The organism is Exiguobacterium sp. SH31 (assembly GCF_001816105.1).
GTDB classification, from domain to species: Bacteria; Bacillota; Bacilli; order Exiguobacteriales; family Exiguobacteriaceae; genus Exiguobacterium; species Exiguobacterium aurantiacum_A.
The window spans coordinates 15393-42080 of sequence record NZ_LYTG01000037.1 but is presented as its reverse complement, the minus strand read 5'-3'; the positions used below and the strand labels follow the sequence as shown (position 1 = coordinate 42080).

Annotated in this window: 25 protein-coding genes; 19 read left to right on the top strand and 6 right to left on the bottom strand. The window is 52.0% G+C overall.

Features of this window, described 5'->3' with window-relative positions; translation table 11 throughout:
• Together A6395_RS06125 and A6395_RS06120 are read right to left on the bottom strand one after the other, a co-directional pair.
• Positions 1–763 (bottom strand): response regulator (locus tag A6395_RS06125; protein WP_071398342.1); only part of this gene is annotated, 763 nt, incomplete at its 3' end.
• Positions 744–2552 (bottom strand): sensor histidine kinase, encoded by a 1809-nt coding sequence (locus tag A6395_RS06120; protein WP_071398341.1) that lies wholly within the window; start codon positions 2550–2552, stop codon positions 744–746. The genes A6395_RS06120 and A6395_RS06125, both read right to left, overlap by 20 nt.
• A gap of 189 nt (positions 2553–2741) precedes the next feature.
• On the opposite strand from A6395_RS06120, the gene A6395_RS06115 reads away from it, so the two are divergent.
• Complete coding sequence (locus A6395_RS06115; RefSeq protein WP_071398340.1) at positions 2742–4673, top strand: sensor histidine kinase; 1932 nt, start codon at positions 2742–2744, stop codon at positions 4671–4673.
• A 57-nt stretch (positions 4674–4730) separates the two neighbouring features.
• On the opposite strand, the gene A6395_RS15705 is transcribed toward A6395_RS06115, so the two are convergent.
• Entirely contained in the window at positions 4731–5096 is a 366-nt protein-coding gene (locus A6395_RS15705) for a type II toxin-antitoxin system PemK/MazF family toxin (RefSeq protein ID WP_084812972.1), read from the bottom strand.
• Positions 5097–5130: 34 nt separating this feature from the next.
• On the bottom strand, positions 5131–5391 hold the full coding sequence (locus A6395_RS06110) for an AbrB/MazE/SpoVT family DNA-binding domain-containing protein (RefSeq protein ID WP_071398339.1): 261 nt from the start codon (positions 5389–5391) through the stop codon (positions 5131–5133).
• Positions 5392–5580: 189 nt separating this feature from the next.
• Between A6395_RS06110 and A6395_RS06105 the strand changes: the two genes are divergently transcribed.
• From A6395_RS06105 to A6395_RS06095, 3 genes are all read left to right on the top strand, one after another.
• The gene (locus A6395_RS06105) at positions 5581–6354 is read left to right on the top strand and encodes a flagellar hook-basal body protein (protein ID WP_070328167.1); all 774 of its coding nucleotides are present in this window, start codon (positions 5581–5583) and stop codon (positions 6352–6354) included.
• An 11-nt stretch (positions 6355–6365) separates the two neighbouring features.
• Positions 6366–7151 carry a flagellar hook-basal body protein gene (locus A6395_RS06100; RefSeq protein WP_070328166.1) on the top strand — a complete coding sequence of 262 codons (786 nt, stop codon included), beginning with the start codon at positions 6366–6368 and terminating at the stop codon, positions 7149–7151.
• 64 nt (positions 7152–7215) lie between these two features.
• Positions 7216–8319, top strand: a complete 1104-nt coding sequence (locus A6395_RS06095; RefSeq protein ID WP_071398338.1) for a glycerate kinase family protein — start codon at positions 7216–7218, stop codon at positions 8317–8319.
• 17 nt (positions 8320–8336) lie between these two features.
• Here the strand turns inward: A6395_RS06095 and mscL are convergent, their stop codons facing one another.
• Complete coding sequence (gene mscL, locus A6395_RS06090; protein WP_071398337.1) at positions 8337–8717, bottom strand: large-conductance mechanosensitive channel protein MscL; 381 nt, start codon at positions 8715–8717, stop codon at positions 8337–8339.
• A 205-nt stretch (positions 8718–8922) separates the two neighbouring features.
• Here mscL and A6395_RS06085 point away from each other — a divergent pair, with 205 nt between their 5' ends.
• The 13 genes from A6395_RS06085 to arcC all read left to right on the top strand — a co-directional run bounded on the left by A6395_RS06085 (position 8923) and on the right by arcC (position 22824).
• Entirely contained in the window at positions 8923–9174 is a 252-nt protein-coding gene (locus A6395_RS06085) for a DNA-directed RNA polymerase subunit beta (protein WP_070328163.1), read from the top strand.
• A gap of 13 nt (positions 9175–9187) precedes the next feature.
• Positions 9188–9610 carry a 3-hydroxyacyl-ACP dehydratase FabZ gene (gene fabZ, locus A6395_RS06080; protein ID WP_070328162.1) on the top strand — a complete coding sequence of 141 codons (423 nt, stop codon included), beginning with the start codon at positions 9188–9190 and terminating at the stop codon, positions 9608–9610.
• An 11-nt stretch (positions 9611–9621) separates the two neighbouring features.
• The gene (locus A6395_RS06075; protein WP_071398336.1) at positions 9622–10074 is read left to right on the top strand and encodes a hypothetical protein; all 453 of its coding nucleotides are present in this window, start codon (positions 9622–9624) and stop codon (positions 10072–10074) included.
• Positions 10075–10167: 93 nt separating this feature from the next.
• Positions 10168–11907 (top strand): methyl-accepting chemotaxis protein, encoded by a 1740-nt coding sequence (locus A6395_RS06070; protein ID WP_071398335.1) that lies wholly within the window; start codon positions 10168–10170, stop codon positions 11905–11907.
• A 63-nt stretch (positions 11908–11970) separates the two neighbouring features.
• Positions 11971–13020 (top strand): C45 family autoproteolytic acyltransferase/hydrolase, encoded by a 1050-nt coding sequence (locus tag A6395_RS06065; protein ID WP_071398334.1) that lies wholly within the window; start codon positions 11971–11973, stop codon positions 13018–13020.
• Positions 13021–13077: 57 nt separating this feature from the next.
• The gene (locus A6395_RS06060; protein WP_016507806.1) at positions 13078–13356 is read left to right on the top strand and encodes a membrane protein; all 279 of its coding nucleotides are present in this window, start codon (positions 13078–13080) and stop codon (positions 13354–13356) included.
• Positions 13357–13536: 180 nt separating this feature from the next.
• The gene (locus A6395_RS06055) at positions 13537–16026 is read left to right on the top strand and encodes a sensor histidine kinase (RefSeq protein WP_158625506.1); all 2490 of its coding nucleotides are present in this window, start codon (positions 13537–13539) and stop codon (positions 16024–16026) included.
• Positions 16027–16029: 3 nt separating this feature from the next.
• Positions 16030–16713 (top strand): response regulator transcription factor, encoded by a 684-nt coding sequence (locus A6395_RS06050; RefSeq protein ID WP_071398332.1) that lies wholly within the window; start codon positions 16030–16032, stop codon positions 16711–16713.
• 125 nt (positions 16714–16838) lie between these two features.
• Positions 16839–18080, top strand: coding sequence for an MFS transporter (locus A6395_RS06045; RefSeq protein WP_071398331.1), 1242 nt, complete (start codon positions 16839–16841; stop codon positions 18078–18080).
• Positions 18081–18092: 12 nt separating this feature from the next.
• On the top strand, positions 18093–19784 hold the full coding sequence (gene fdrA / locus A6395_RS16140; protein WP_071398330.1) for an acyl-CoA synthetase FdrA: 1692 nt from the start codon (positions 18093–18095) through the stop codon (positions 19782–19784).
• A gap of 12 nt (positions 19785–19796) precedes the next feature.
• Positions 19797–21068: a YlbE family protein gene (locus tag A6395_RS16135; protein ID WP_071398329.1), complete on the top strand. Its 1272-nt coding sequence runs from the start codon at positions 19797–19799 to the stop codon at positions 21066–21068.
• Entirely contained in the window at positions 21065–21865 is an 801-nt protein-coding gene (locus A6395_RS06030) for an oxamate carbamoyltransferase subunit AllH family protein (protein WP_071398328.1), read from the top strand. The genes A6395_RS16135 and A6395_RS06030 overlap by 4 nt, the downstream gene beginning before the upstream one ends.
• Positions 21862–22824, top strand: coding sequence for a carbamate kinase (gene arcC, locus A6395_RS06025; RefSeq protein ID WP_071398327.1), 963 nt, complete (start codon positions 21862–21864; stop codon positions 22822–22824). The genes A6395_RS06030 and arcC overlap by 4 nt, the downstream gene beginning before the upstream one ends.
• Positions 22825–22905: 81 nt before the next feature.
• Here arcC and A6395_RS06020 read toward each other — a convergent pair whose 3' ends face one another.
• Positions 22906–23535, bottom strand: coding sequence for a class I SAM-dependent methyltransferase (locus A6395_RS06020; RefSeq protein ID WP_071398326.1), 630 nt, complete (start codon positions 23533–23535; stop codon positions 22906–22908).
• A gap of 76 nt (positions 23536–23611) precedes the next feature.
• On the opposite strand from A6395_RS06020, the gene A6395_RS06015 reads away from it, so the two are divergent.
• Both A6395_RS06015 and A6395_RS06005 read left to right on the top strand, forming a co-directional pair.
• Positions 23612–25093, top strand: coding sequence for a cryptochrome/photolyase family protein (locus tag A6395_RS06015; RefSeq protein ID WP_071398325.1), 1482 nt, complete (start codon positions 23612–23614; stop codon positions 25091–25093).
• Between the two features lie 419 nt (positions 25094–25512).
• Positions 25513–26604 carry an ABC transporter ATP-binding protein gene (locus A6395_RS06005; RefSeq protein ID WP_071398323.1) on the top strand — a complete coding sequence of 364 codons (1092 nt, stop codon included), beginning with the start codon at positions 25513–25515 and terminating at the stop codon, positions 26602–26604.
• Positions 26605–26688: the final 84 nt, after the last annotated feature.

Here is a 26688-nt window from a genome sequence, read left to right as displayed (position 1 = left end):
AGTGCCACTTGTAATCTTTGTCGACGAACAGGCGAGTATTTGCTTCCGTCTGACCGGTATTCAACCAGTCGTGGTAATCACACGAACAAACGTCCTCTAAATGAAGCGAATAGCCATTGTTGATCGTTTGGACCGTGATGTTCAAGTCGAAATCTGCAAGCGTCTTCTTTAAGCGATAGATGAGGTTATAGACGTTATGGAGTGCCCGCTGCGGATCATCGATATCGGGATAGAGCGTCTCGGCGATGAGCCATTTATTGACGACCTTGTCGCGATGGTAAATCAAGTAGGCGAACAGCTCTTCGGTCTTTTGGGTCGGCCATTTGACGAGGTCACCTTCGTGCGTCTTGACGGAAAAATTGTTGAAACATTGGATCGTACACGTCCGATGATGCTTGGGCTGAAGCGTTTCTGTATACCGTTTCGAGACGCGCGGGACGAGGTCGTGAATCATTTCTTCGGTAATCGGTTTTAGCAGATAGTGGGTCGCCTGTAACCCGAACGCCTCGACCGCGTATTGGCTGTGTGCCGTCGTGAAAACGACTTGTGTCGTCTCAGGAAGGCGCTTAGCGAGGTCGAGTCCGTTCATCTTTGGCATTTCGATGTCAAGAAAGACGAGATCGACTTCTTGCGTCGTTAAAAATTCGAGTGCCTGGACGGGGTCGTTGAACGAGCCTAGCCATTTCAAATTCGGTTCTGCTTGGATGAATCGTTCCATCATCCTCAAAATATGGGGCTCGTCTTCAATCAGGATCGTCCGCATGTGTTACTGTCATCCTCTCTCGTTTTGGAAGCCGAATATGCACGTTCGTGCCGACCCCGTGTTCAGAATTCAATTTAAACGTGGCGTCAGGAAGGTAACCGATTCGGCTCTTGACGTTCGGGATACCGATACCGCTCACTTCGTGAAGCACTGCCTTCGGGTCAAAACCGACCCCGTTATCTGCGATACGGATGTCGATCATATCACCGGCGTCTTGGACGGATAACATGAGCCGTTTGACGCCGTCTTGTTTCATCAACCCATGTTGGACCGCGTTCTCAACGAGCGGTTGGATCAAGAGTGGAGGGATGAGGGCGTCGAGAACGGTCTCGTCAATCTCTTTGATGATGGTGAAAGCGCCATCGAACCGCGTCTGCTCGATCATCAAATAAGAATCGATCACCGCGAGTTCTTGGCGGAGTGAGATATCTGTTTCCGTGCGTCCGTTCTCGAAGATGAAGCGGACGTATGTGCTCAAATGGCCAAGGAGTCGTGCGGCTTCGGTCGGTGCCGTGTAGCAGAGTGCGATCACGTTCCCGAACGTGTTATACAAAAAATGCGGCTTGATTTGAGAGTTGAAGAATGAGATCTCGCTTTGTGTGGCCAACGTTTGCACTTCTCGCTTTTGCTTTTTGTCGGTCGATAAATGAACCGGCAGCAACATGAACATGAGTAAAAAGTAGATGAGCGACAGGACGCTCGAATACAACACTTGGTTCGGATGCGTGATGAACACGTTAATGAGCTGGCCGATATAGCCGATGACCAACGCGAGCGTAAAGATTAGAAATTCAAACGGATACCCATCGTCTTTTCGTTCGAACAGCCAATTGATATTGAGTCCTGTCCAGAAAAAGGCGATTACGAGTACATAAATCCAGGCAACATAATCAAACGTCGTGTGTACACTATACGGAATGATGAGTGCGATCAAGCTGAACGCGTAAAGTGGGTAAGATGCGATGGAGAGGAAACGGCTGAACGGGACTTGCTCGAGCCGGAGTGCGAATCCGATCAGCATGGTCAGGCTAAGGAGTCCTGTGATCATACTGAACTTATGGGCGACGACATAAGTCATGGCCGGGATGAATTCGAATACGATCATTTGATCACGTGTCAACAGCGACAAGCCGATCAAGAAAAAGAAGGCGGCACCGTACAGATAGAGCGACTCTTTTCGGTGGAACATAAAAACGATCGCATAGAATGAAAAGATTAAAAGTGAAATCAAAATAATAATAAAATCGTAGGTGAAAAATTTATTTTGGAGGGCCATGATACTGCTCGTCGGACCGATGAGCAGACTGTCTTGGATGCCGGTCGGGTGTTCGTCCGATCCAGTCACTTGCATCGTCAAGCGAAAATCGGGCGTATGCGTATCGAGTAAGACGAGATAGGCGTTCCGTGAATCGGGTGTCGACGAATAGACGGGAGACACCGCTTCACTATCGATTGCGAGACGGATGTGCGGGTGGTTTCTCGGGACGCGTAACGCGTACTGGCCAGGCGGGAGAGAGACGTCGACTTCGTACGTTGCCACTTGATGTGGGGTCACGTGTGGGACGTTGCGATACGTCTGACGGTCGACTTGGTCGAGCAAGCTTGATTGAAAACGCCACGTCCCGTCAAGACGTATGATCGTGTCGGTCACTTCGGAAGCGCTCAAATCGGCAGTTCCTTGGGTGACGGTAGCTGTACTGTCAATCGATTGCCCACGTGTGAACGTGAGTCCACCTGTCAATGCCAGGAGGAGGATCAACAGCGTCAGCCCGATATATTTAGGGGTCATCAGCATGTTCCCTTCGCTATTTGTGAGTTTCTTGTGAGAAGTTATCGCTATACTGTTACTAGGTCAGGAAAAAAACTACATTTTTTAGAAAAATAGTGACTAACATCTAATTATAATACACGAATCTAGCTTATGTGAATAGCGAACATAAATAAATAAAATATAACTGATACAGAAAGAAGGCCATATATGAAACGCTGGATCGCACAACGGATTAGCCGGCAAGTCCTCACGGTGTTCTACGTTCTCATCGCTTTAATTATCGTCACCTCGCTCGGGACTTACTTTTATACGCAACAGGCAATCGGTGAAACGACGGTTGAACTCGAACGAATCAGTGAACAACGTGCGCGCGCGACTGACTTGTTCGAGACGTGGCAATCGATGCAGTATGAGATGCGCGGGCACGTCCTGCTCGGCGAGGCGTCACTGTTAGACGAAGCACGAGCGGCACAAGTCCGGATCGACGAACAGACGACGTGGTTCGAACAAAGCGCCGCGAGCGCAGAGGAAGTGACGTTCGCGACTGACGCCCGTCTCCTGTTCGCAATCTATACGTCCCGGGTCATGCCGGGACTCGAGCGTTACGTGATTGCCAAGGCGAGCGGGGAGGTCGATGAGCCATTCTTGCAGATGGCGACCGTCGGCCAACTCATGCCGCAAAACGCGAGTTCGGACCAGACACGATTCAAATTGAAGCCGACTAACGCGGCCGATATGAGCGCGAGCATCGTCGACATGGAAACGGTGTTCACCGATTATCGGTCTGAACTTGACTTTCAAGAGACCGGACTGCGCGAATCGTTATCTGAACAGCTCGCCAAAGCCCAATGGAGTTGGCTCATCATCTTACTCGGTGCGCTGTTTGCACTCTTTATCGGGCTTCAAACGTACGTTGTCCGGTTGACGAAACAGCTTCAGGCGCTCATCACGAACAGCGAACGTTTGGCGGTCGATCCGCATGCGCGGCTCGTCCCGGTCGACCCGATTCAAAATGAAGTGGGTCAGCTTTCAAGGTCGTTCAACGTGATGTCGAACTCGCTCATCCAACAGCACGATGAATTGGAGCGGGAACGAGAGAAGACGGCTCGCATCGTGCACACGATGCGGGACGCGATCGTGTTCGTCGAGACGGGAACCGAGCAGCGGTTCGCCAATGCGGCGTTATTTGATCTGTACGAACAACCGATCCCGTTTGATGACCGCCAAAGTCTTTATCCGATCGAAGCGTTTTACCGGCCGTTCATGGATCAAATCGACGATCAGGAAGGTCTCAACCGGTTCACAAATCGAGCGAAGCATGAAGGAATATTCGATGAGACGTTTACGTACTCGATGCAAGGTGGAATACGTATCATACGGATGTACGCCGAACCGATCGAACTGCAGGACGAACGTGTTGGTGTGATCTTTGTGTTGCGCGACGTGACGAAAGAGATCGAGGTCGATCGCTTGAAAACCGAATTGGTCGCGACCGTATCTCACGAGCTGCGGACGCCTTTGACATCCATCCTCGGCTTCACGGAGCTCCTCGAGCACCGTCACGTCGATGAACTGAAACGCAAGCGTTACCTAGGAATGATCAGCAGCGAGACGAGACGGCTCGAACGGCTCGTCAGCGACCTGCTTGACGTTCAAAAGATGGAAGCGGGAAAAATCCAGCAAGCCTTTAAAGTCGAAAGTTTGTTCAATCTCCTCTCGGACGTCCTTGAGGTTCATGCGGGATCGACCGAGCTGCACGCGTTCCATTTCGAGTGTGACGAGGAGATACGTGTCTCGGGGGACCCGGCCCAACTACGCCAAGTGTTCTCGAACATCTTGAACAACGCCATCAAGTATTCACCCGACGGCGGGAATATTGCCGTCAACGTATCATGTGAAGGGGACGTCATCCGAGTCGCCATCGAAGACGAGGGCATCGGGGTGACAGCAGAAGACGCCGAGCGACTATTTGAAAAGTTTTACCGTGTACAGAATGAACAGAGCCGCAACATTGGAGGCACCGGCCTTGGGCTCGCCATCTGTAAAGAGATCATCGAATCCCACGGCGGGACGATTTCAGTCCGTTCTAAACCAGAGCAAGGGACGACGATCATCGTCGAACTGCCGATTGTTGAATGATAAAAAGCGAGCCTGCTTCGTGGTTGAAGCGGACTCGCTTTTTTGTGTACATTGAACTCATACTCGAGTAATTGAACACTCTCCTAATATGGCAACGGCTACGATTTCTTGAACTTGCTCAACGACTTCTGGTGGACAGTCGGTCGCTGCTTTCCACCGTCTTGCCTTCCAGTCAATCGATTTTGCTTGGACTACATTGATATAACCGCTGACTGGCAAGTCGTCTGGTATGCGGACAAATAATGGCTTTTCGGTATGGGTGATTGGACAGACGATACAAAATCCCGTTTGATTGAAGTCATTTTGACTGATGACTAAAGCAGGCCTCCGTTTTTGAATTTCTGAGCCGGCGCTAGGATCGAAATCAAGATAACCAATTTGACCGACGAGTGGACGATCATGTTTGACTGATGGTGACGACATGTTAATGGGTTCCCTTCAAAAGTAAATAGGATTGTTATTCTGCTTCTTGACCGACTTCTCCAAGAATGACTTCGTTCATGTCCGCATATGTGTCCTCATCGATATCGGCAAATACATTTTTCAGTATTCTTGGTTTTTCGAATGGGGTAAGGATGATGGTGCCGTCGTGATGCTGCTGAATATAATACTTGTCCCCAATATCGGTAGACATAGCTTTTGGCAGTGTCACACCTTTCGAACCTCCTACTCTTCTAACTACGACTTCGGATCGTTCTTTCGTATGACGACGAGACATCACATTCTTCCTCCTTTAGAAATGCGTATAATTGTATTTTAATCATAACATAATAAATATTATTTACTACATTGAATGATGAGCAGCATTGTTCATTATTTTTTGTCTTTTTTTTGAAAAAGGGTGAATGATTCCTTCCTTTGGTACGATATAAGAAGTAGAAACTTTAAGGATGAAGGGAAGACGAACATGTTACGTGGACTTTATACGGCGGCGGGCGCGATGAACGCGCTTCAGCGGCAACAAGAGATATTAAGCAACAACCTTGGAAACGTTCGGACTCCGGGATTCAAGGCATCAAACGGTGTCGTCCGGTCGTTCCCTGAACTATTGCTCGCCGAGGTGAGCCATCCTGGTAACGACCGTTCGCGTGTCCAAGGCGAGGTCGGCACGCTCTCGACCGGCGTGTATTTGCAGGAAACGATGCCACGCTTCTCTGCTGGAAGCGTCACGGCGACGGATAGCCCGACCGACGTATATTTGAAAGTTCCGGCTGACTTTACAGGCGCCGCCATGTTCGCGGTCGAACAGAACGGGGAGGCGCTCTATACGACGAATGGCCGCTTCTCGGTCGACGATGAGCGGTTCCTCCGCTCGGCGGACGGTGGGTACATCTTGTCTGATACGGGTGAACGTATCCAGTTGCCGTCTAGTGACTTCGAATTGTCAGGCGACGGTCAAATCACGTCGCTCGGTCAAGACGTTGCGACGCTCGGGGCGGTTCAAATCGATGATTTGGCCACGCTCGAACAAGTCGGGAACGACTATCGCGTCAACGGGGGAGCAAATCCCGCTGCGAACGTCCAGTTCCAACAAGGCTATATCGAAGAAGCAAACGTTGACCTTGACCGGACGATGGCTGACCTCATGGTGACGTACCGTCAGTTCGAGGCAAACCAAAAAGTCGTCCAGGCGTATGACAAGAGTGCCGAGCGGGCCATCGAAATCGCTCGGATTCGATAAGGAGGAAACCCATGCAGTCCATTTATAACTCGGTCTCGTCACTAGCCCAGCTTCAACGCCAGCTCGATGTGACCGGCCACAACATCGCGAACGTCGACACGGTCGGCTTTAAACGCCAGCAAGGTCACTTCGCCTCGCTCCTTTCGCAAGCGTATGACAATCAGCCTCGGGCCGAACTTGAAGTCGGCCGCGATACACCGAACGGGATCCGCATCGGTGTCGGCGGTCACGTCGGTGACATCTCCCAACAGTTCAACATCGGTCAAATCAAGAAGACGGACCGAGGTCTTGACGTCTTCTTGCAGGCAAGCCGCCAGTTTTTCGTCGTCGAGACGGAAGACGGGATCGGTGTGACCCGGAGCGGTAACATGCAGCTCTCGGTCGGCAATGACGGGACGACACTTTCTGACGTGAACGGCAACGCACTTCTCGGTGCAGATGGCAACCGCATCGTCACGCCGAACGAAGCGACGAATCATCGCGTCCGTCAAGACGGGGTCCTCGTCGCCAGCGTGAACGGCGTCGAAGAAGAGTTCGGTCGCCTCGACATCGTCGAGGTACGCAACACGTCGGAACTTCGTCCGCTTGGGAACAACGTCTATTCGGCTGATCTTGATATCGAAGTCGACCGTCCAGTCGGGAATCTCTTATTAGAGGGGACGCTCGAATCATCGAACGTCGACTTGATGAAAGAGATGACCGATATGACGATCACACAGCGTGCTTACCAGATGAACTCCCGGGCGCTGTCAATGAGCGACCAGATGATGGGGCTCGTGACGTCACTTCGCCCATAACATTGACCGCTTCTCTTCTGAGGAGCGGTTTTTCTTTTATAATTGAGATGAAGGAGGGAACGGTATGAGAATTATTGTGGCGATGGATTCGTTCAAAGGATCGTTGACGAGTCAGGAAGCGAATCGGGCGGTGCGACGGGCGCTTGTGGGACATGACGTCGTCGAGATCCCCGTATCGGACGGGGGCGAAGGGTTTCTCGACGCCTGGCTAGCGACACATCCGGAAGCGAATGCGGTCGAACAGGAAGTGACTGCGCTCGACGGACGGGTCCGTCAGGCGCGCTACGGATGGCATGAAGCAACACGAGAAGCGGTCGTCGAAGTGGCGGAAGCGTCCGGATTGATGCTCGTCGATCGGTTCGACCCGTGGCGGTACAGTTCTTACGGGACGGGGATGCAACTCAGACAAGCGATCGAACGCGGAGCGAGACGCATCACGATCGGTCTCGGCGGCAGTGCGACCGTCGATGGTGGCAAGGGCGTGCTCGAAGCGCTAGGCGTCCGTTTCCTCGATGAGTCCGGACGAGTGCTCGAACCGTTCCCGAACGGACTCGAGCGCGTGAAGCACGTTGACTGGTCCGGTCTGATGCCGGAGGCGAAGCACGTCACGTGGCGAATCGCCTCGGACGTGACGAACCCGCTCCTCGGACACGTGGGCGCGGCGACCGTATTCGGTCCACAAAAAGGTCTAGCACCAAGTGACGTCGGCCACTATGACGACTTGATGAGCGCTTACGCTGCTTGTTTCGATCACGCCGATACGGCGATCGCCGGGGCGGGAGCAGCTGGGGGCATCGGTTTTGCGATGTACCAACTCGGGGCGACGTACGTGAATGGCATCGAGGAAGCGATGCGTTGGTCATCGTTTGACGCGCAGCTGCATGGGGCCGATTGGTTGATCACGGGGGAAGGTAAGTTCGATGAACAGACACTGCACGGGAAAGCGCCATACGGTCTGGCCCGCCTCGCACGAACACATCATGTCCCGACGCTCGTATTCACCGGCCAGACCGACATGACGGCACTCCCGGAAGTCGGGATTGAAGCCATTTTCCCGATCATTTCCCGGGTCATGTCGCTTGAGACGGCGATGATGGAAGTGGCACCGCTCTTGACGAACGCGGTCAGCCGGGCGTTTCGATTAATTGAAAAAACGTCTAAACCGTGACGGTTCAGACGAATGACTCATAGTGGACGGTTTTTAAGTAGATCGCGAATCTCTGAGAGCAACTGTTCTTCGCGCGACAACTCTGGCTCTGGCGTCTCTTCGATCGCTTGCTCGCGCTTCAGGCGATTGATCCCTTTGACCATCATGAACAAGGCGAAAGCGATCAGGAAAAACTTGACGATCTCTTGCAGAAAGTTGCCGTATGTGACGCTGACGCCGAGCACGGTGACTGCGAGCGTCGAGAAATCGATGCCGCCGATCAGGATGCCGAGTAACGGCATGAAGATATCGTTGACGAGCGACGTGACGATCGCCGTGAAGGCGGCCCCGAGGATGAAGGCGACAGCGAGGTTGATCATATTACCTTTGATTGCAAAGTCTTTGAATTCTTTCCACATGAAATGAATCCTCCTTTTACAATGAATACCCTCACGTTAGCATATTATTTAGGGCAAGCCGTATCTTTTTTCGCACGGACGCTCGACTGCCAGAGGACGGGGCGCTTGTTCGACATTTCTAGATACGTTACACTTATAAAGAACTTATGAAACAATTTTAATACCTGGTACTAATATGTTATAATCAGATCAGCTGAAAGGATGAATGGACGTGACGAACGAAGAACAGAAGGGCTCGGAAGAAAAAGAGCCTAAAGAGCGGACGGAGCGAAAGCGCTTGTCGAACAACCGCCGTTTCCCGATTTTGTTACGCATCATCGTTGTCTTGATCTTGGCCGCCGCGATGCTCGCGATCGGTGCCATTATCGGGTACAGCGTGATTGGCGGAGGCGAGTGGAGAGACGTGTTCAACATCGACACGTGGCGCCATATCACCGATTTCTGGCTAACATCATAAGGGTGGTGGAACCATGTACACGATTGAACAGATTAAAGAAGTGATCCCGCATCGGTACCCGTTCTTGCTCATCGACCGGATTCTTGAGGTCGAAGAAGGCGAACGGGCCGTCGGTTTAAAAAATGTGACGGCGAACGAAGAATTCTTCAACGGACATTTCCCAGACTATAACGTCATGCCGGGCGTTTTGATCGTCGAAGCACTAGCCCAAGTCGGTGCGTTCGCGATGCTCAAACAAGAGTCGAACCGAGGTAAGCTCGCGTTCTTCGCAGGCATCGACAACTGTCGCTTCAAACGTCAAGTCGTCCCGGGCGACCAGTTGCGCCTCGAGGTCGAGATCTTGAAGGTGCGTGGTCCGATTGGTAAAGGACGTGCCGTAGCGACGGTCGACGGAGAAGTGGCGTGTGTTGCAGAACTGACTTTCGCCTTGAAGTGAGGGGAAACGAGATGCGTGTATTAGTGATTGCCTTGATGCTTGGATTAGCGACAATTGTCGGATGCCAACAGATGAAGACAGAAGAAGCGACAGAAGAGAACGTCGTCTTCGAACAGACGGCGGGCGATGCGATGATCGACAAGCGGGCCGGACAGTCTGAATCGATTGCCGTGTCGCTCGAGCGGACGAACAGCTCGACGATGCTGTTCACGATCCGAATGCTCGAAGACCGTCGGCTCGACCCGACGACGGTGATCAGCTACGAAGTCGATGGCACGCGCGTACCGATCCCATTCGGTGAACTCGTCGCCGAGCGTGAAGGTGACGTGCGGACGTACGTCTATCAAGCCGACATGAACCCTGAATTGTTCGTGCCGGAGACGCTCCCGTTGTTCCATATCGGAGAAGAAGGTGAGGCGGAAGTCTCGATGCCGCTCGAAGCTGTGAATTCGACAAATGAATAAAAAACGGATGATTTTGTCGAAAATCGTCCGTTTTTTGTTTACTCTTTTTTAGTTTCCTCCGATATACACAGTAAGGAACTAGGAGGGGAACTTATGAGACAAACCAAACCACAGTCACTGCAAAACCGGATTCTTGTGGCGATGCTCGCTTTTGTGACGCTACTCATCGTCATATTCGGGGTCACTCAATACGTGAGTACGAAACATACAGTGCTTAGTTCGATGCAGGCCGTCTTGCTAGAAGACGCTGCTCGGATCAGCGAGGCGATAGATGAGGACGCGTATGCGGCGTTTTTACAAAATCCGGAGAAGAATGAGCGATTCGAGCAGTTTCGGGAACAGCTCGATACGTATCGCACACAAATCGGGGCGATGTACGTCTACACGCTCGCATTGGACGGTGAGGAGCTACAAATCATCGTAGATGGAATGAGTGCTACGGACGCGGTCGAGATTGGGACACCGGTGACTGCAACTTCGCTCGAAGACGCACAGCCGGCGTTTGAAGGTGGAACCGGCACGACACCGATCATCGAAGACCCAGAGTTTGGGAACTATATGACGGTACTCGTCCCGATCAAGCAGGGGAATGAAGTCATCGGTGTCATCGGCATCGACAAAAGCGCGGACGATGTTGCGGCGGTCACGACTGACGTATTACGTGAAAGTCTGCTTCCGGTACTCATCGGGCTCGTCATCTTGCTCGGTCTCGCCTCGGTCATCATCTGGCGTTACCTCGGTTGGAAATTGCGTCCGCTCCGTGACCTTGAACGCGTCGCGACGCATATCGCCGGCGGCGACTTGGCGACGGCGTCGGTTGAGATAAACAACATTCAACTGCGTGCGAATGATGAAATCAAGCGCCTCACTGCCTCGATGGACCAAATGACGAAGATGTTGAAAGGGTTGATCTCAAACCTACAGACGTCAGCACAGACGGTCCGGGATGAGAGTGGCAACGTCGCGAGCATCTCAGAGGAAGTGAACGACGCCTCGCGACAGATTGCGTTCACAATGGAAGAAATCGCTGGGGGGGTCGAGAATCAGAGCGTGCTCACGATGAAGCTGTACGGACATATGAACGAGTTCTCAGGACTTGTCGAACAGACGGCGACGGACGGGCACGGCGTGAGCACTCAAGCGGAAGTCGTCAGTCGGGCGACGGCCGAAGGGCTGCAGCTCATGGAAGACGCTGTCGGGAAGATGACGAACATCCATACGCAAGTGAATGAATCGCAAGGCCAAGTGAAAGACTTTGAGCAACAGGCGGACGAAGTGACGGAGCTCGTCACGATCATCCGACAGATTTCGCAACAGACGAACTTGCTCGCCTTGAACGCGGCCATCGAGGCGGCCCGTGCCGGGGAGCACGGGAAAGGGTTCGCCGTCGTCGCCTCCGAAATTCGCGGTCTGTCGAATAGCGTCGCCCAGTCGGTCAGCGAGATCTCAGAGATCGTCGGCAGCGTCAAACGGAACTCGATCGCGCTCGGCGAGACGTTCACTGACAGTATGCACGCCGCCGAAGACGGCAGACGGACGCTCGAGGCGACGAAGCAGGCGTTCAATGAGATTGAGATGAGTGTCCGCGAGATGCAGCGGTTGACCGGGTCGATGCAAGGACAGCTCGGTCGCGTCAAGATGAACCAAGAAGACATCAAGCGAGGTCTTTCAGACATTGCGTCAATCTCGGAAGAGAGCACGGCCGGTAACGAGGAAGTGGCCGCCTCGACCGAACAGATGTCGGCGACGAGCGAGACGATGAACCGTCTCGTCAAAGACTTGTCGCTCACCGCGGAAGACATGCAACAAATGAGCCGTCAGTTCAAGCTATGAACAGTTTCAAGTCAGACATCCCTCCCGCGCGTCCGCTATAATGGGCGCAAGGGAGGTTTTTTCATGCAACGTGTCTCAAGCGAACTTACACAATTCCGCGGCAGTCATTATGACTTTGGCCGCTTTCAAGGTGAATATATCAAGCGAAGTAAGCTGCTCGAGAACCGGACCGATCAGTGGAAGCTGCGCGTCCCCCGGTTTGAGATCGACGACCGCGAGGCGAAACAAGCGTTCGACCGGTTCGCCCCACGGATTTGGGAAGAACTGCTCGGCCTGCAGGACGAGCTCGAACTGACGCTCGGCGATACGCTCCTTCACTTCGGTCATTTCCGGGTCAATAATCCGATCAGCGGTTGCTCGATTTTGACAGGGGACAACTTCCTCGTCCGCAACTACGACTATCATCCGATGACGTATGACGGGCGTTACAACGTGTTCCAACCGGACGAGGGCTACGCCGTCATCGGACCCGTCTCGCGCGTCACCGGGAGGATGGACGGGATGAACGAGCGCGGGCTTGCCATGGGCTACAACTTCATCAACCGGCGCCGCCCCGGCGACGGCTTCGTCTGTCAGATGATCGGACGGATGATCCTCGAGACGTGCGCGACGGTCGAAGAAGCGGTCGATCTGTTGAAAGACATCCCGCACCGTGGCTCGTTCACGTACGTCGTCCACGATAAATCGTCAAAGACACGTGTCATCGAAGCGACCCCGCGCGATATCCGCGTCCGCGAGTCGAACATTTGCACGAACCACTTCGAGCTGTTGCAGCACGAGAATCGTTACCATCTCGACGACTCGACGCGACGGATGATGGAGATCAAAATGTATCAACACATCGTCCAAGACGCCGAGAGCGCGTTCCGGCTCATGAACGACTCGGATAAAGGTGTCTTCTCCGAGCTGTATAAAAGTTGGGCCGGGACGATCCATACGGCCGCCTATTTCCCGGAGACGCTCGAGACGTGGTTCGCCCTCGGTGGCGACCGCGACCCGGTCATCTTTGATTTTCAGACGTGGCTCGACGGGGAGGATTTCAACTTGCACGCCCTCGACGGTGAGATCGCGACCGATATCGAGTTCGCGAACACGGTCCAACTTTGGCGCTGACTTCGGTCAGTGCTTTTTTTATGGAAACGGGGAATAGGAATACGAGGAGGGATTTATATGAAACGAATCGGATTATTGGCCATCATGCTCGGGTTGGTTGTCGTCCTCGGCGGCTGCGTGCCGGGTGACGGCTCCTACACGACGGACCCGGCCGGCTTCTTTTGGGGCGTCTGGCACGGCTGGATCGCACCGGTGTCACTGATTTTAGGGTTGTTCAATGACACGTATCGCGTCTATGAAGTGAACAACACCGGCTGGTTTTATGATTTAGGATTCTATATCGCCATCATCAGCGGTTTCGGTGGGGTCGCTGTGACACGGAGGAGCCGGGGATAAAACAAACGGGTTGGCCATTTATGGTCAACCTTTTTGTCACGACATCGCCATAACAAAAACATAAAAAACCCGATGGAATATCTAAAAAAAGCATAAACCGTGCTACTCTTTTTTTATAGGTGGTGATAGGAAATGCTACACCGGATTCGGGTGATGCGAGAGACATTTCGAGGAAGACTTTTGTTTGATTTCATATTACTTATACTCGTTTCGGGCCTATTCTCACTTGTGATTTATTTGGCGGACACGGTCCGAAACGTGAAAGATGAATTTACTCAACAAGAAGTTGCGACGAAACAGATGCAATCGATTGTGTTCGATTATATCGAACAAAGCCGTCAAGTCATTCAAACGGCTGCGGTCAATATCCGTTTATCTCGTGCGACTGCTCGATCGGGAGAATGGGAGCAAGCGATGCTCGACAATATTAAACGACACAATCCACGCTTCGAAAATCTCTATATTGCTGATTCGGAAGGGGAGACGACCTCATTTTCGCCGATGAACAATGAGGACGGTGTCTCGAATATTGGATTGGATTTTAGCAGTCGCTTTTACTTTGAACGCATTCAATCGAGTAAAACGACTTACGTGTCACATGTGTTTCAAGGAAGAGGCGGAAGTCGAAAACCGCTCATTGTCATTGCGACACCGATTTTCAATGAACGAGAGGACATGGAAGGTTATGTGCTAGGTGCACTCAATTTGGACGGGATTGGCGAAACGCTCATTGCTAACAATTTTAACGAACAGCAATATCCGGTCGTCGTCGATGATCGGAATCAAATCGTGTTTCATCCGGACGAATATCCGTTGACTAAAGTGAAAACGATTTCAACGAATCCGAATGAGACGGGGACATTACTGTGGGGAAACGTATGGCGTGTTTATGATGAAGGAAAGAAAGAATCACAGCTCGCTACTTATGCGGAAGTACCGAAGTATGAGTGGACGGTTTGGATCGCGCGTCCGGTCGGCAGTATTTTAGCTGCAACAGTCAACACGTTACTACCAAATACGATCCTGTTTTTAATCGTCGCGGCAATCATGCTCGTGCTCGGATTGGTTCTATCCCGAAAACTGAATCAATCCCTCGCCGATTTTGTCAATCAGACTGAATTGATGGTCGAGCGTGCCGAGGCGCCGGATGTAGTGGCTCATTTAAAATCAATTCATGCCCCAAAAGAAATCATTGGATTGGCCAGACAGTTTGCCGTGATGGCGGATGATGTTCGGTCCGGACAAGAAAACTTGAGGCAGTTGAACGACGCGCTTGAAGAAAAAGTTAAGTTGCGGACGCATGAACTCGAACAAAACAATCTTGAGTTACAGGCACTCAATCAATTTATGACATCGTTTCGTCATGCGCCAGACACGATTGCGCTCGTGCAGAGTACGTTGCACGAGGTATCAGCAATCTTGCCTTATCCGTTATTTGTATCGTTACCGAACCAGGTCATATCAAAAGACGCGATTTTATCTCAAGAAAGCTTATATGAATTCATCGAAACGCAACAAGACGCCTATCGCTTCCAAGTCAATGCGCTCTACTATGGCGGGCAAGCCAGCGGGATGTTACTCGTTGGATTAACGATGAATCAGACGATTTCGAAACGGGAGGATATTTTTCTGCATACGCTAGCGGATGCTTTCTCCATGTTGTTGGATAATAAGCTCCTCGTGGATGAAACGACGAAACAAAATGCGTTGTGGCATGCGACGTTAAGCAGCATGTCAGAAGGTGTCATCGTATTGAATGAAGACGGTGAGATTGAATATGTGAATCGTTTTATGGAAGTCTATTTCGACTTCCACTCATCGAGCCGGGCTGAAGACTGGGAGAAGCTCATGGACGAGTACAGGATGGAGAGAGAACCCCTGCGGTTATTAGTGGACGAGCAGATCTTTCAAATTCAGCCGTTCTCTGTAGTCGATGCAGCTAACTCGATCGGACAAGGGTATATCGTCCGAAATGTGACGCGTGAAGTCGAGATTGACCAGTTAAAAGACAATCTGATTTCGCTCGCCTCACACGAGTTTAAAACACCGCTCACAAACATCCGTGGCAGTGTCGAGACACTGATGCGAAAAGACGTGACGTGGGAAGCGCCTTTCCGTCATGAATTGCTGCAAGGGATTCAAGAAGATTCTCAACGGATTCGTCAGCTGATCGATGATTGGCTCGACATCACGAAGCTTGAATCGGGCAACTTTCCGGTCGAGATTGAGGCGGTTCTCTTGAAGCCTTACGTGGAAAGAATCATTCATGAGCTACAAATTGATGCGCATACGACTTATGACTGGCAAGGTCCGCCCGTCGTCGAAGTCGATTTTCATCGATTCCGTCAAGTGCTCGTCAACTTGTTGACCAATTCGGTTCGTTATAGTGACGGCCCACCAACCATTCACATCCAATCTTATGAATCAGATACGGATTGGACGCTCGTCATTGAAGATCAAGGGATTGGCATTCGCCATGATCATTTGGAACGGATTTTCGACCGGTTTTATCAAGTCGAAATGAAGTCGACACGGCGAAAAGGAGGAACCGGGCTCGGATTGGCGATATGCCAAGGCATCATTGAAGCCCATGGCGGAAAGATTTGGGCTGAGAGTGAACTCGGGCGGGGGACTCGATTCTTTCTTGAACTACCGAAAGGAGAAGATTGAAGCATGCAGACGATTGCGATTGTAGAGGATGAGAAGAAAATTGCTCGATTCGTGGCGGCCAATTTATCGTCGCTCGGGTACTCGGTCTATGACTATCCAGACGGTTCCTCTTTTTTGGAGGATGTCGATCGCCGTCAGGTCGATTTAGTACTGCTCGATATTATGATGCCTAATATGGACGGATTTGAAGTGTTACGCCGTCTCCGGACAGTCTCGGACGTTCCGGTCATTTTGTTGACTGCTCGGAGTCAGGCAAAAGATAAGGTAGATGGACTAAATTTAGGAGCGGATGATTATTTAACAAAACCATTTGCGCTTGACGAGCTGTTCGCCCGGGTGAAAGCCGTATTGAGACGGACGAAGGTGAGTGAGGCGCTAGAGAATACGGTCGAGATAAAAGGTTTGGAAATCGATCGTCTGCGCAACCGAGTGTTTCATCAAGGGCAAGAAGTCAAATTGACCCAAAATGAGTTCTCGCTCCTGTCAGAACTCGTAAAGCATTTAGATCAGGTAGTCCAACATCGTGAGCTACTTCAAGCTGTTTGGGGACCGGAATATGGCGGGGAAGTCGAGTATTTGCGTGTCACGATTGGACGCATCCGAAAGAAATTTAAAGCAGCCGGGGCTCTAGAGGCTGCCGATCAACTAAAAACGTATCCCGGTATCGGATACGCGTTACTCTCTTAAGCGCCTTAGGGTGCTTTTTTTATGGAATTGTTACGGCAAGACCTGTTCTGTTTATGCGTTTCTTATGGGCTGACACGTAAAGTGGGGTTGTAAGCGATACCAAAATACAGAAAGGAAGTAACCCCATGAGTACATCCCCAGTGTCTCAACCTTCGTTTGAAGCGAAGAAGGAACGAATCCCGTATTGGTGGAAAGTCATCGCGGTATTTTTCTTAGGTTGGATGTTTATGTACGCCGACCGAACAATTTTGAACCCGGTCATGCCGAACCTGGCCCAAGAGTTCGGGTTGAACAACGCCCAGCTCGGATTGGTCAACAGTGTATTCTTCCTCACTTATGCCATCGCCCAAATTCCTTCGGGCTCACTTGGTGATAAGTTTGGACGCAAACGAATTTTAGTTCCTGGATTTATTTTGTTCGGACTATTCACCGGGATCACCGGATTAGCTTCGACATTTCTCTTATTCATGATCGCCCGAGCGATCACAGGACTCGGAGAAGGAACGTATTACGGTCCTCAATACGCGTTGTCGTCTGAGGCGATTCCGAAGCAGTTTCTAACGATTGGGACTGCCATCATCAACAGTGGTATGGCACTCGGTATCTCACTCGGCTATATCTCATCGAGTTATTTGACGCTCGAGCTCGGCATGAGTTGGCGAACGCCATTTTACTTCATGACGATCCCGACGATTTTAACAGGGATTTTGATTTGGTACGTCGTCAAAGAGAAGCGACCAGAACGTGTCGCGAACACGGTCGGAAAATCAGATTTCTCAATCATGAGCCTGTTCAAAAATCGTAACTTGCTCGCGACATTTGTCATGGTGTTCTGCTCACTTTATGGATTCTTCATGATTCTCACTTGGCTCCCGCAATACTTACAAGTAGAGCGTGGCTTCCAAGGCAGTGATGTCGGCTTCATCTCGTCACTCGTCCCATGGGCGTCTATTCCGGGGGCACTATTGATCGGTTATCTGTCAGACAAGATGGGCAAGAAAAAACCACTCGTATTCGTTCTCGTCCCATTGTCCATCGCCTCCATCTTGGCGGTCGTCTTCGTTGAGAGCACGCCACTGCTCTTCGCGGCGCTCATCCTGTATGGATTGACTGGAAAGTTAGCGCTTGACCCGGTCCTGCTCTCATTCGTGGCGAACAACGCTCCGAAAAAAGTGTACGGAACCGTCTTCGGTGTCTATAACTTTGTCGGGATGACGTCGTCGATTCTGGCACCTTATCTTACTGGATATTTAGTCGATCAATCGGGATCGATGCAAACCGGCTTTTACTTGGCGGCCGTCTTACTCGTCATCGGAATGATCGCCATGTTATTCACAAAAGAAACCGTCAAACCGGCGGAAGCATAAGGAGAGAAACGTATGTTGACAACAATCATTCAAGCAAACACGTATCAAGACTCCGTCACGTTGATGGTGTTATCGAACCACGTCTCGAGTCTCGAAGGCATCAATAAAGTCTCAATCATGATGGGGACACCGGCCAACCTCGACATCTTTAAAAGTACAGGATTCTATACAGAAGAGTTAGAGGCGGCGACGCCACAAGACATGTGTATCGTCGTCGATGCGGAAACCGATCAGACCGAACCACTTTTGAAAGCAATCCATGATTTCCTGAACAACCAAACGAAACAAGCAGGTGCGGATAAGACAGAAGTCCGGTCGTGGAAAGCGGCGCTCGAAGAACTGCCGGGAGCGAACTTGGCGCTGTTGTCGATTCCTGGACAATACGTCGAATACGAGACACGAAAAGCACTGAACCAAGGCTTGAACGTTCATATCTTTAGTGACAATGTCCCTGTCGAAGTGGAACGTGAACTGAAACAGCTCGCCGATGACAAAGGACTGCTAGTCATGGGTCCTGACTGCGGTACCGCATCACTCGCAGGTATTCCGCTCGCCTTCACCAACGTGGTCCGGGAGGGGCGTGTCGGAATCGTCGGAGCCTCAGGGACAGGAATTCAAGAAGTGGCAACGTTGATTGATCGTCTCGGTGGCGGGGTCTCCCATGCAATCGGAACGGGCGGACGTGACTTGTCGACCGAAATCGGCGGAATCTCGATGAAAGCCGGCATTCGGGCACTTGCGGAGGACGTGACAACGGACACGATCGTTGTTATCTCAAAACCACCTGCGAAAGAAGTGCGCGAAGAGATTGAGCAGCTGCTTCAACAAGTCAACAAACCGGTCGTGGCCTTCTTCGTCGGGGACCACGGACTCGCGCCTGTCAACCACGTCGTCTATGCAGACACATCGGAAGAAGCGGCATTGCTTGCGCTTGGAAAATCGACGCAGGAACGGAATCGGACCGAAGTCACCTCGAATGGGGCGTCACGAATCATCGGCCTGTTCTCAGGGGGAACGTTGGCCGCGGAGACGGCTGATTTGATGGGCCTCTCATTCGGTGTGGAGGCAGATCGTGAGCATCGGGACGGCTTCTCGTTTGACTATGACGGGAACGTCGTCATCGATTTAGGGGATGACGTCTACACGCAAGGGAAGCCACACCCAATGATTGATCCGTCGACACGAATCGACTTCATCAATCGCTATTGTGATACAGATGAGTCAATCGTGCTCCTGTTGGATAACGTCCTCGGATATGGTTCGCATGAGAACATGGCCGGTGCACTGCTCCCGACGTTAACAAAATTACAGGCAACTCGTCCGAACGTAGAGGTGATTGTCAACGTTTGTGGTACCGAGCAGGATCCACAGCGTTACAGTGCCCAAAAGCAACTCTTTGAAGCAGCTGGTATCCTCGTCGCCGAGAGTAACGTGGCAGCTGTCGAATATGCACTTCGAATGATTGGGAAAGAAGTTCCACAGTTCAAACAGAAAACAGTTCCATCTGTAGAACCGAGCACACATAAAATTGAGTCGTCAGAAGCAATCCAGCAGTTGCTGCGCGCACCTAAAGTCGTCAACTTAGGACTTCGTTCTTTCGCAGATGCCGTAATTAGTGAAGGCGGTCACAGCGTTCAGTACAACTGGCAACCGACAGCCGGCGGAAAACCACATCTTCAGCGCTTGTTAGCGCTCATGTCTTGAGGAGGAAATAAAATGAGTATCGGAGCGATGATTCAAGAAGCAAATGACAAGGTGATTCAAACGATTATCGGAGGACAACCGTTTTTGACGGACGTCGTCCCAGCCCACACGGTCATTCCAGAATTGAAAGAAAAAGTACTTCTCCATGCTGGCCCACCGATTGCGTACCAAGACATGACGGGGCCGATGAAAGGAGCGGCCATAGGGGCGATCATCTTTGAGCAGTGGACCGACGATTATGAAGAGGCGGAAGCGATGCTCGAGCGCGGAGACGTGACGTTCATCCCGTGTCATCATGTGAAAGCGGTCGGACCGATGGGCGGGATCACGTCTGGACATATGCCGGTCCTCGTTGTCGAAAACCGAAACGGAAGTGCGAAAGCGTACTGCACGATGAACGAAGGAATCGGAAAAGTGATGCGGTTTGGTGCCAACGATGCAGAAGTCATCGCACGCCTCCACTGGATGAAAGACGTCCTGGGGCCGGTCCTCTCACAAACGTTGAAACAAGCAGGCGACGGGATCAACTTGAACGTCATCATCTCGAAAGCCATCACGATGGGGGATGAGTTCCACCAACGAAATATCGCGGCCTCGGTGTTGTTGCTAAAAGAATTGGCACCTTACCTTATGTTGGCGGACATCGATGAAACGGAACGACGTGACGTCTTGCAGTTCTTGGCCGATACCGATCAGTTCTTTTTAAACGTCATGATGGCGACCGGAAAAGCAATCCTAGACGAGGCTCGACGGCACGAAGCGGGCACGATCGTGACGGCTATGACCCGAAACGGGAAAGATTTTGGAATTCGAATCAGCGGTATGGGGGACGAATGGTTCACGGCACCCGTCAACATGCCGGAAGGCTTGTTCTTCACAGGCTACAGCCAAGACGATGCGAACCCGGACATCGGTGACAGTGCGATTGCGGAAACGTATGGGGTCGGTGGGATGGCGATGGTCGCTGCGCCAGGTGTTACGCGGTTCCTCGGCCGGGCAGGATCGAGCGAAGCGCTCGCAATCAGTGAAGAGATGAACGAAATTTGCGATCGACATAACCCGAACTTGAGTATTCCATCATGGGATTTCCAAGGTGCCTGCGTCGGTATTGATATCCGGAAAGTCGTCGAGACCGGGATCACACCAATCATCAATACAGGAATCGCACACCGGGAGCCAGGTATCGGCCAAGTCGGTGCGGGAACGGTTCGTGCTCCACTGGCCTGCTTCGAGAAGGCGCTCGAAGCATACGCTGAAAAATTAGGACTGGTGCAACACGCATGAGACAAATCGGGGCGGCGTACAGTACGTATGCTGCCTCTCTCCTTCAAGAATTCCCCCAAGCGTTACAAGTCGAGGCCGTCTTTCGAAACGGTTATAACCTGCGAATGGGGGGACACTTGATTTACATCGGTACGACGAAGAACGGACATACGCCTTTTGGAATTCATGTGAAGACGGTCGATCGATTGGAGTGGAGAGTAGGAGATTGTCTATTGGCGGGCATCGGTGCGACAATTCACCACGTGCCGAGCGGGATAACGATCTATCCAGACCAGGTGTTGAAAATGAACATGGAACGTATCGAGCCAAAGCGCTATGAACTGGCCTTAAACCTCAGGCAGATGGAGGCACGATTGCGCGAACTCGGTCACGACTGGAGTTACGCCTATGAAGAGAGACGAGAACCGCTGTACGAATATTTGACGAACATCGGTCAAGCAGAAGGGAAACGTCTGATCGGCTACGGCAAAGGACTGACGCCGAGCGGCGATGACGTCTTAATTGGCTATATGGCCGTATGTGAGGTATTGGGACGGCCGATGAAATGGCAGAACGATTACGTGATGACAGCTAAATATCGAACGACACGAAGTTCTGTCGCTTTTTATGAGGCGGCACTGCGGGGAGAATATACGAGCGAATTAAAAAGGCTGATTACAGTGCTGTTGACCGAATCGTTCTCAAATTGTGAGGTTGAATGGGAACGTCTCATCACGTTTGGGAGTTCATCAGGACAGGATACTGCGCTCGGAATATATTTGGCATTGAAACAAGAAATGGAGGAATTAGACAGATGAAAAAACGAATTGTCATTGCTCTCGGAGGGAATGCGATTTTAACGGACGATGGGACGGCAGAAGCACAACGACACGCCATCATGGAAACGGCGCGTCACATCGCCGACTTGGTCGAGGCAGGACATGAAGTCGTGCTCAGTCATGGGAACGGCCCCCAAATCGGTGCGATTTTGATTCAACAACAAATGGCGAATTCGGAGAAGACACCGGCGATGGATTTAGGGACGTGCGGAGCGATGTCGCAAGGCATGATCGGGTATTGGTTCCAACAGCTATTGAAGAACGAACTCGCCCGTCGAGGCATGGAGCGACAAGTCGTCGCGATGATCACGCAATCGGAAGTCGCCTTATCAGACCCTGCATTCGATCATCCGACAAAGCCGATTGGCCCGTTTTATACTGAGAAGGAAGCGGTCGAGATGCGTATGAAAGGCGATGTGATGGTCGAGGATGCGGGACGCGGATATCGAAAAGTCGTCGCCAGTCCGAAGCCGATCCGTATCGTTGAGGCACCGGTCATTCAAGACTTGCTTGATGCAGGCCATCTCGTCATCGCTGCAGGTGGGGGCGGCGTCCCTGTCGTCCGTGAGCAATACACGCTTCGAGGCGTGGAAGCTGTTATCGACAAGGACTTTGCCGCCGCGCAGCTGGCCCGGTCGATTGAAGCAACGCATTTGATGATCATCACGGGAGTATCTAACGTCTACATCCACTTCAATCAACCGAACCAAGAGAAATTGGAGACCGTCTCGACGTCTCGTCTTGAACAGTTGATTGAGGAGAATCATTTTATGGCCGGTAGTATGTTGCCTAAAGTAGAGGCGGCCCTCCAGTTTGTTGAAGCTGATTCGAATCGAGAAGCGGTGATCACAGACGTCGCTTCGTTAAAAGGGGCGATTGCGGAAACGGAAGGGACGCGGATCCGGTACGACATCGCTTCTGCGGATGTTGTCTATTGACCGATTACATCTATATACGAACAGCCCCTTTCTTTATAACGAATAAAGAAAGGGGCTGTTGTTGTGAGAGGGGTTGCTCAATTAGGATTGCGTTTTGCGTCCACTCACCGCGACCGTACGATAATCGCGAGAATCAGGTCCGCGCTGGTCAGAGACGTCTGTCATACCGAGCGTCTTGGCGGAAGGGATGAGCTGTTCCCGGACGAGCGTCGTGATCCCGTCCCAGGTCACGTCGCCTTTCCCGTCACAGTACGTGATGACGAACGAGCCGCCTGGTTTGAGGACACGTTCAATCTCGGAGAGCGTCTTCGTCAAGTCTTTCCAGAAGTAGAGCGTATGGATGCTGAAGACGTGATTGAAACTCCCTTCCGGAAACGGGAGTGTCTCGAGGTCGCCTTCGACGACCTCGGCTCGCCCTGCTTGCAAGGCCGCTCGATTTCGTTTTGAGGCTGAGCGGACGATGGTCGGGGAACGGTCGAGCCCGGTCACGTGCACCTCATCAAAGCTACGAAGCATTTGCGCGATCGCGTCACCGGCTCCACAACCGAGGTCGAGGATGCGGTCGCCCGGCTGAACCGCCAACTGTTCAATCGTCCAGTCGACTTCGACCCGGTGTTGGCGAACCATCTTCTCGCCGATGTACGTCCCGACGATACCGCGCGGGTTCTCGTATTGGCTGTCGACCCATGTTTGCAGACGTTTCGGGCGCATCGAACCATTCCTTTCTAAATGAAGCAGATGTAAATTGAGTGTAACACAATCAAAAAAACAGAGAGGGGATGAATCCGTGCGCTCATTTTGGATCTTCGGCAATCAGTTATCACACGACCTCGAGATGCTCGAACATGTCAAAGCCGATGACGTCATCGTCATGATCGAGGCGACGTCACGGGCGATGTGGCGGAAGTATCATAAACAAAAGCTCGTCCTCATCTTCTCGGCGATGCGGCATTTCGCCGAGGAGCTACGCGAGCGCGGCTTCACCGTCGACTACCACGAGGCCGACTCGTTCCAAGACGCGTGGGACGACCACTTCAGCCGCTTTAATCCCGATGCGATTCACTACACGGCCGTCACCGATGAGCCGATGGAGCGGAAGCTGAAGCAGTTCGGAGACCAGCACGAGCTCATCGAACATACGGACGTGCCGCTCTTCTATTTAACGAAGCAAGAGGCCGTCGACACGCTCGGCAGCGAGCCGTGGCGGATGGACCGGTTCTACCGTCATATGCGCAAACGGTTTGACGTGTTGCTCGAAGACGGGAAGGCAAAAGGCGGCAAGTGGTCGTTCGACGCGGATAATCGCCAGCCGCCAAAATCCGGGCTCACGTTCCCACCGGCCATCCACTTCCGACCTGACGCCATCACGACAGATGTGATCCGAAAAGTCGAGACGACGTTTTCCGACCACCCTGGACAAATCGAACCGTTCGCTTGGCCGGTGACGCGGGACGAGGCAAGGCGAGCACTCAAGCGTTTCGTCGACGAGCGGCTCGAGACGTTCGGTCCGTATCAGGATGCGATGTTGACCGAAAACCCGGAGATGTCGCACAGTCTGTTGTCGGCGGCGATCAATGTCGGACTGCTGACACCGCATGAGGTCGTCGAAGCGGCATGCGCGACCGACGCACCCCTCGCTTCAGTCGAAGGGTTCGTCCGCCAAATCCTCGGTTGGCGGGAATACATGCGCGCCGTCTATGTGGCGTTGATGCCCGATTATCGAGACGTGAACACGTTCAACCACGAGCGTGACTTACCGGGTTTGTTTTGGGACGCGGAAACGGACCTGAACTGTATGCACGAGAGTCTGAAGCCGGTCGTCGAGCGGGCGCACAATCATCACATCCAGCGGCTGATGGTGCTCGGTAACTATGCGACGCTGTTCGAGATCTCACCACAACAGACGAGCGACTGGTTCAACGAGATGTACATCGATGCCTACGACTGGGTCGTGTTGCCGAACGTGCTCGGGATGGCGCTCCACGCTGATGGGGGACGTCTTGCGACGAAGCCGTACATCGCCTCAGGCAAATACATCGACCGGATGAGCGACTATTGCAAAGGCTGTAAGTATAACCCGAAACAGACGACCGAGGCTGACGCCTGTCCGTTCAACGCCCTGTACTGGAACTTCATCGACAAGCACGAGGAACGCTTCTCGAACAACCAACGTATGAAGATGATGGTCCGCAACTGGCAAGGGCGTGACGACGACGTCAAAGCCGACATCTTGGCGAAGGCGCGACAGACATTGACCGATTCCCCGTGAATCGGTTTTTTTACGTCGTCTTCATAAACTTTTGCAAACCGTTCATAGGGGCTTTACATTTGTCCGGTACGATAAGGCTTGTGAGGCCCCTCATGCCAAGTGAATAGCATTCGGTAGAACATTCGAGAGACCAGCAGAAGCCCACACGTCCGTGACGTCATGTTTCTGTTGGTCCTTTTTTAGAAAGGAATGATTCAGATGAATAGCGATATGCACGCAGTAGAACTTGAAACAAAACAAGGTGATCCTTGTTCGAGTCAACCTAACTCTCAAACGTGGGATGCTATCCCTTCCATCTCTCTTCCGATCGTGACATACAACGTGGTGTGCCGCCCCATTACCGTCTACCATGGACAGTTTGATGCGTCTGCCGTTCGATTGGACGTGACACTTCAGAAGAGCGACAAGCAGAGTTCAATATGAAATCGCTCCAGCTACAACATGTTAGAAAAAAGTATGGGGACCGTGAAGTCATAAGCGAGCTTGATATGATGGTCGAGGCGGGCGAATGTTTTGCGATTGTCGGCCCATCAGGCTGCGGAAAAAGTTTGCTCCTTCGCATGATTGCTGGTATGGAGTCGCCGACGAGCGGGACGATCCGCATTGACGGTGTCGCGACGAATCGGTTGAAACCGAAGGAACGAGAGGTGGCGCTTTTGTCCCAGCAGGACACGCTCTATCGCTTTTTGACCGTTGAGCAAAACATGGCATGGGCATTGCGTGGAAGAGGCTTGACACGTTCCGTGCGACAAGACCGATGTCGTCAGATGGTCAATCTGTTTGAACTGTCCGACCTGATGAAACGAAAAGCATACGAACTCTCAGGGGGGGAACGACAACGGATTGCTTTGGCTCAAGCGCTCAGCACGGAATCGCAGATCTACTTGCTCGATGAACCGTTCTCGAACCTTGATGTCAAACTTCGAACGGAACTTCGCGCGAAGCTTAGGCAATGGCAACAACATTTTGGTCTGACGTTTCTGTACGTGACCCAAGACCAGAGCGAGGCGATGTTGATGGCGGACCGAATGATGATCATGAATAACGGTCGCGCTCAGCAAATCGGTAAACCGCTCGACTTGTACAACAAGCCGGCGAATACGTTCGTCGCATCGTTCCTCGGTACACACCCGATGAACTTGACGCCTGTGACACGAAGTGACAAGGGATGGTCTGTCAACGACGGTCGTCTGTTCCGTCCCTTATTGGTCACGGAAATAGAACAGGCGATACTTGGAGTCCGACCCGAGCACATCCTGCCGGCGGGAGCAGATGTGACCTTTTATGCCGAGTTGAAAAGGATTGAAGTACTCGGTGCGGAAACCATGCTCACGTTTCATTTAGGGGATGCCGAGTGGATTGCCAAATGGGCCGGTCAATGGCCGCTCGCAATCGGTGAAAAAGTGGCATGTTACGTCGCGCCCCGTCATATGACGTTGTTCGACGAGAACGGAAACTGTCTCGAGGCGCGTCCGTCGAAGCTGTTCGAGACGCTCGAAATCAGGCGATGAACGAGAAGTAAGAAGCGGGGACAGCACTGTAGATTCATAGGAAAGAGGCCACCGGGAGCAACTGATTCGCTCCTGATGGCCTCT

What these genes read in the sequence shown, in the direction of transcription:
- A6395_RS06075 (WP_071398336.1), top strand. Translation starts at nt 9,622, where the DNA reads ATGCGTGTATTAGTGATTGCCTTGATGCTTGGATTAGCGACAATTGTC.
- fabZ (WP_070328162.1), top strand. Translation starts at nt 9,188, where the DNA reads ATGTACACGATTGAACAGATTAAAGAAGTGATCCCGCATCGGTACCCG.
- A6395_RS06045 (WP_071398331.1), top strand. Translation starts at nt 16,839, where the DNA reads ATGAGTACATCCCCAGTGTCTCAACCTTCGTTTGAAGCGAAGAAGGAA.
- A6395_RS06095 (WP_071398338.1), top strand. Translation starts at nt 7,216, where the DNA reads ATGAGAATTATTGTGGCGATGGATTCGTTCAAAGGATCGTTGACGAGT.
- A6395_RS06065 (WP_071398334.1), top strand. Translation starts at nt 11,971, where the DNA reads ATGCAACGTGTCTCAAGCGAACTTACACAATTCCGCGGCAGTCATTAT.
- fdrA (WP_071398330.1), top strand. Translation starts at nt 18,093, where the DNA reads ATGTTGACAACAATCATTCAAGCAAACACGTATCAAGACTCCGTCACG.
- A6395_RS06105 (WP_070328167.1), top strand. Translation starts at nt 5,581, where the DNA reads ATGTTACGTGGACTTTATACGGCGGCGGGCGCGATGAACGCGCTTCAG.
- A6395_RS06070 (WP_071398335.1), top strand. Translation starts at nt 10,168, where the DNA reads ATGAGACAAACCAAACCACAGTCACTGCAAAACCGGATTCTTGTGGCG.
- A6395_RS06020 (WP_071398326.1), bottom strand. Translation starts at nt 23,535, where the DNA reads ATGCGCCCGAAACGTCTGCAAACATGGGTCGACAGCCAATACGAGAAC.
- A6395_RS06120 (WP_071398341.1), bottom strand. Translation starts at nt 2,552, where the DNA reads ATGACCCCTAAATATATCGGGCTGACGCTGTTGATCCTCCTCCTGGCA.
- A6395_RS06050 (WP_071398332.1), top strand. Translation starts at nt 16,030, where the DNA reads ATGCAGACGATTGCGATTGTAGAGGATGAGAAGAAAATTGCTCGATTC.
- A6395_RS06115 (WP_071398340.1), top strand. Translation starts at nt 2,742, where the DNA reads ATGAAACGCTGGATCGCACAACGGATTAGCCGGCAAGTCCTCACGGTG.
- A6395_RS06005 (WP_071398323.1), top strand. Translation starts at nt 25,513, where the DNA reads ATGAAATCGCTCCAGCTACAACATGTTAGAAAAAAGTATGGGGACCGT.
- A6395_RS15705 (WP_084812972.1), bottom strand. Translation starts at nt 5,096, where the DNA reads ATGTCGTCACCATCAGTCAAACATGATCGTCCACTCGTCGGTCAAATT.
- A6395_RS06030 (WP_071398328.1), top strand. Translation starts at nt 21,065, where the DNA reads ATGAGACAAATCGGGGCGGCGTACAGTACGTATGCTGCCTCTCTCCTT.
- A6395_RS06100 (WP_070328166.1), top strand. Translation starts at nt 6,366, where the DNA reads ATGCAGTCCATTTATAACTCGGTCTCGTCACTAGCCCAGCTTCAACGC.
- A6395_RS16135 (WP_071398329.1), top strand. Translation starts at nt 19,797, where the DNA reads ATGAGTATCGGAGCGATGATTCAAGAAGCAAATGACAAGGTGATTCAA.
- arcC (WP_071398327.1), top strand. Translation starts at nt 21,862, where the DNA reads ATGAAAAAACGAATTGTCATTGCTCTCGGAGGGAATGCGATTTTAACG.
- A6395_RS06060 (WP_016507806.1), top strand. Translation starts at nt 13,078, where the DNA reads ATGAAACGAATCGGATTATTGGCCATCATGCTCGGGTTGGTTGTCGTC.
- A6395_RS06085 (WP_070328163.1), top strand. Translation starts at nt 8,923, where the DNA reads ATGGACGTGACGAACGAAGAACAGAAGGGCTCGGAAGAAAAAGAGCCT.
- A6395_RS06110 (WP_071398339.1), bottom strand. Translation starts at nt 5,391, where the DNA reads ATGTCTCGTCGTCATACGAAAGAACGATCCGAAGTCGTAGTTAGAAGA.
- mscL (WP_071398337.1), bottom strand. Translation starts at nt 8,717, where the DNA reads ATGTGGAAAGAATTCAAAGACTTTGCAATCAAAGGTAATATGATCAAC.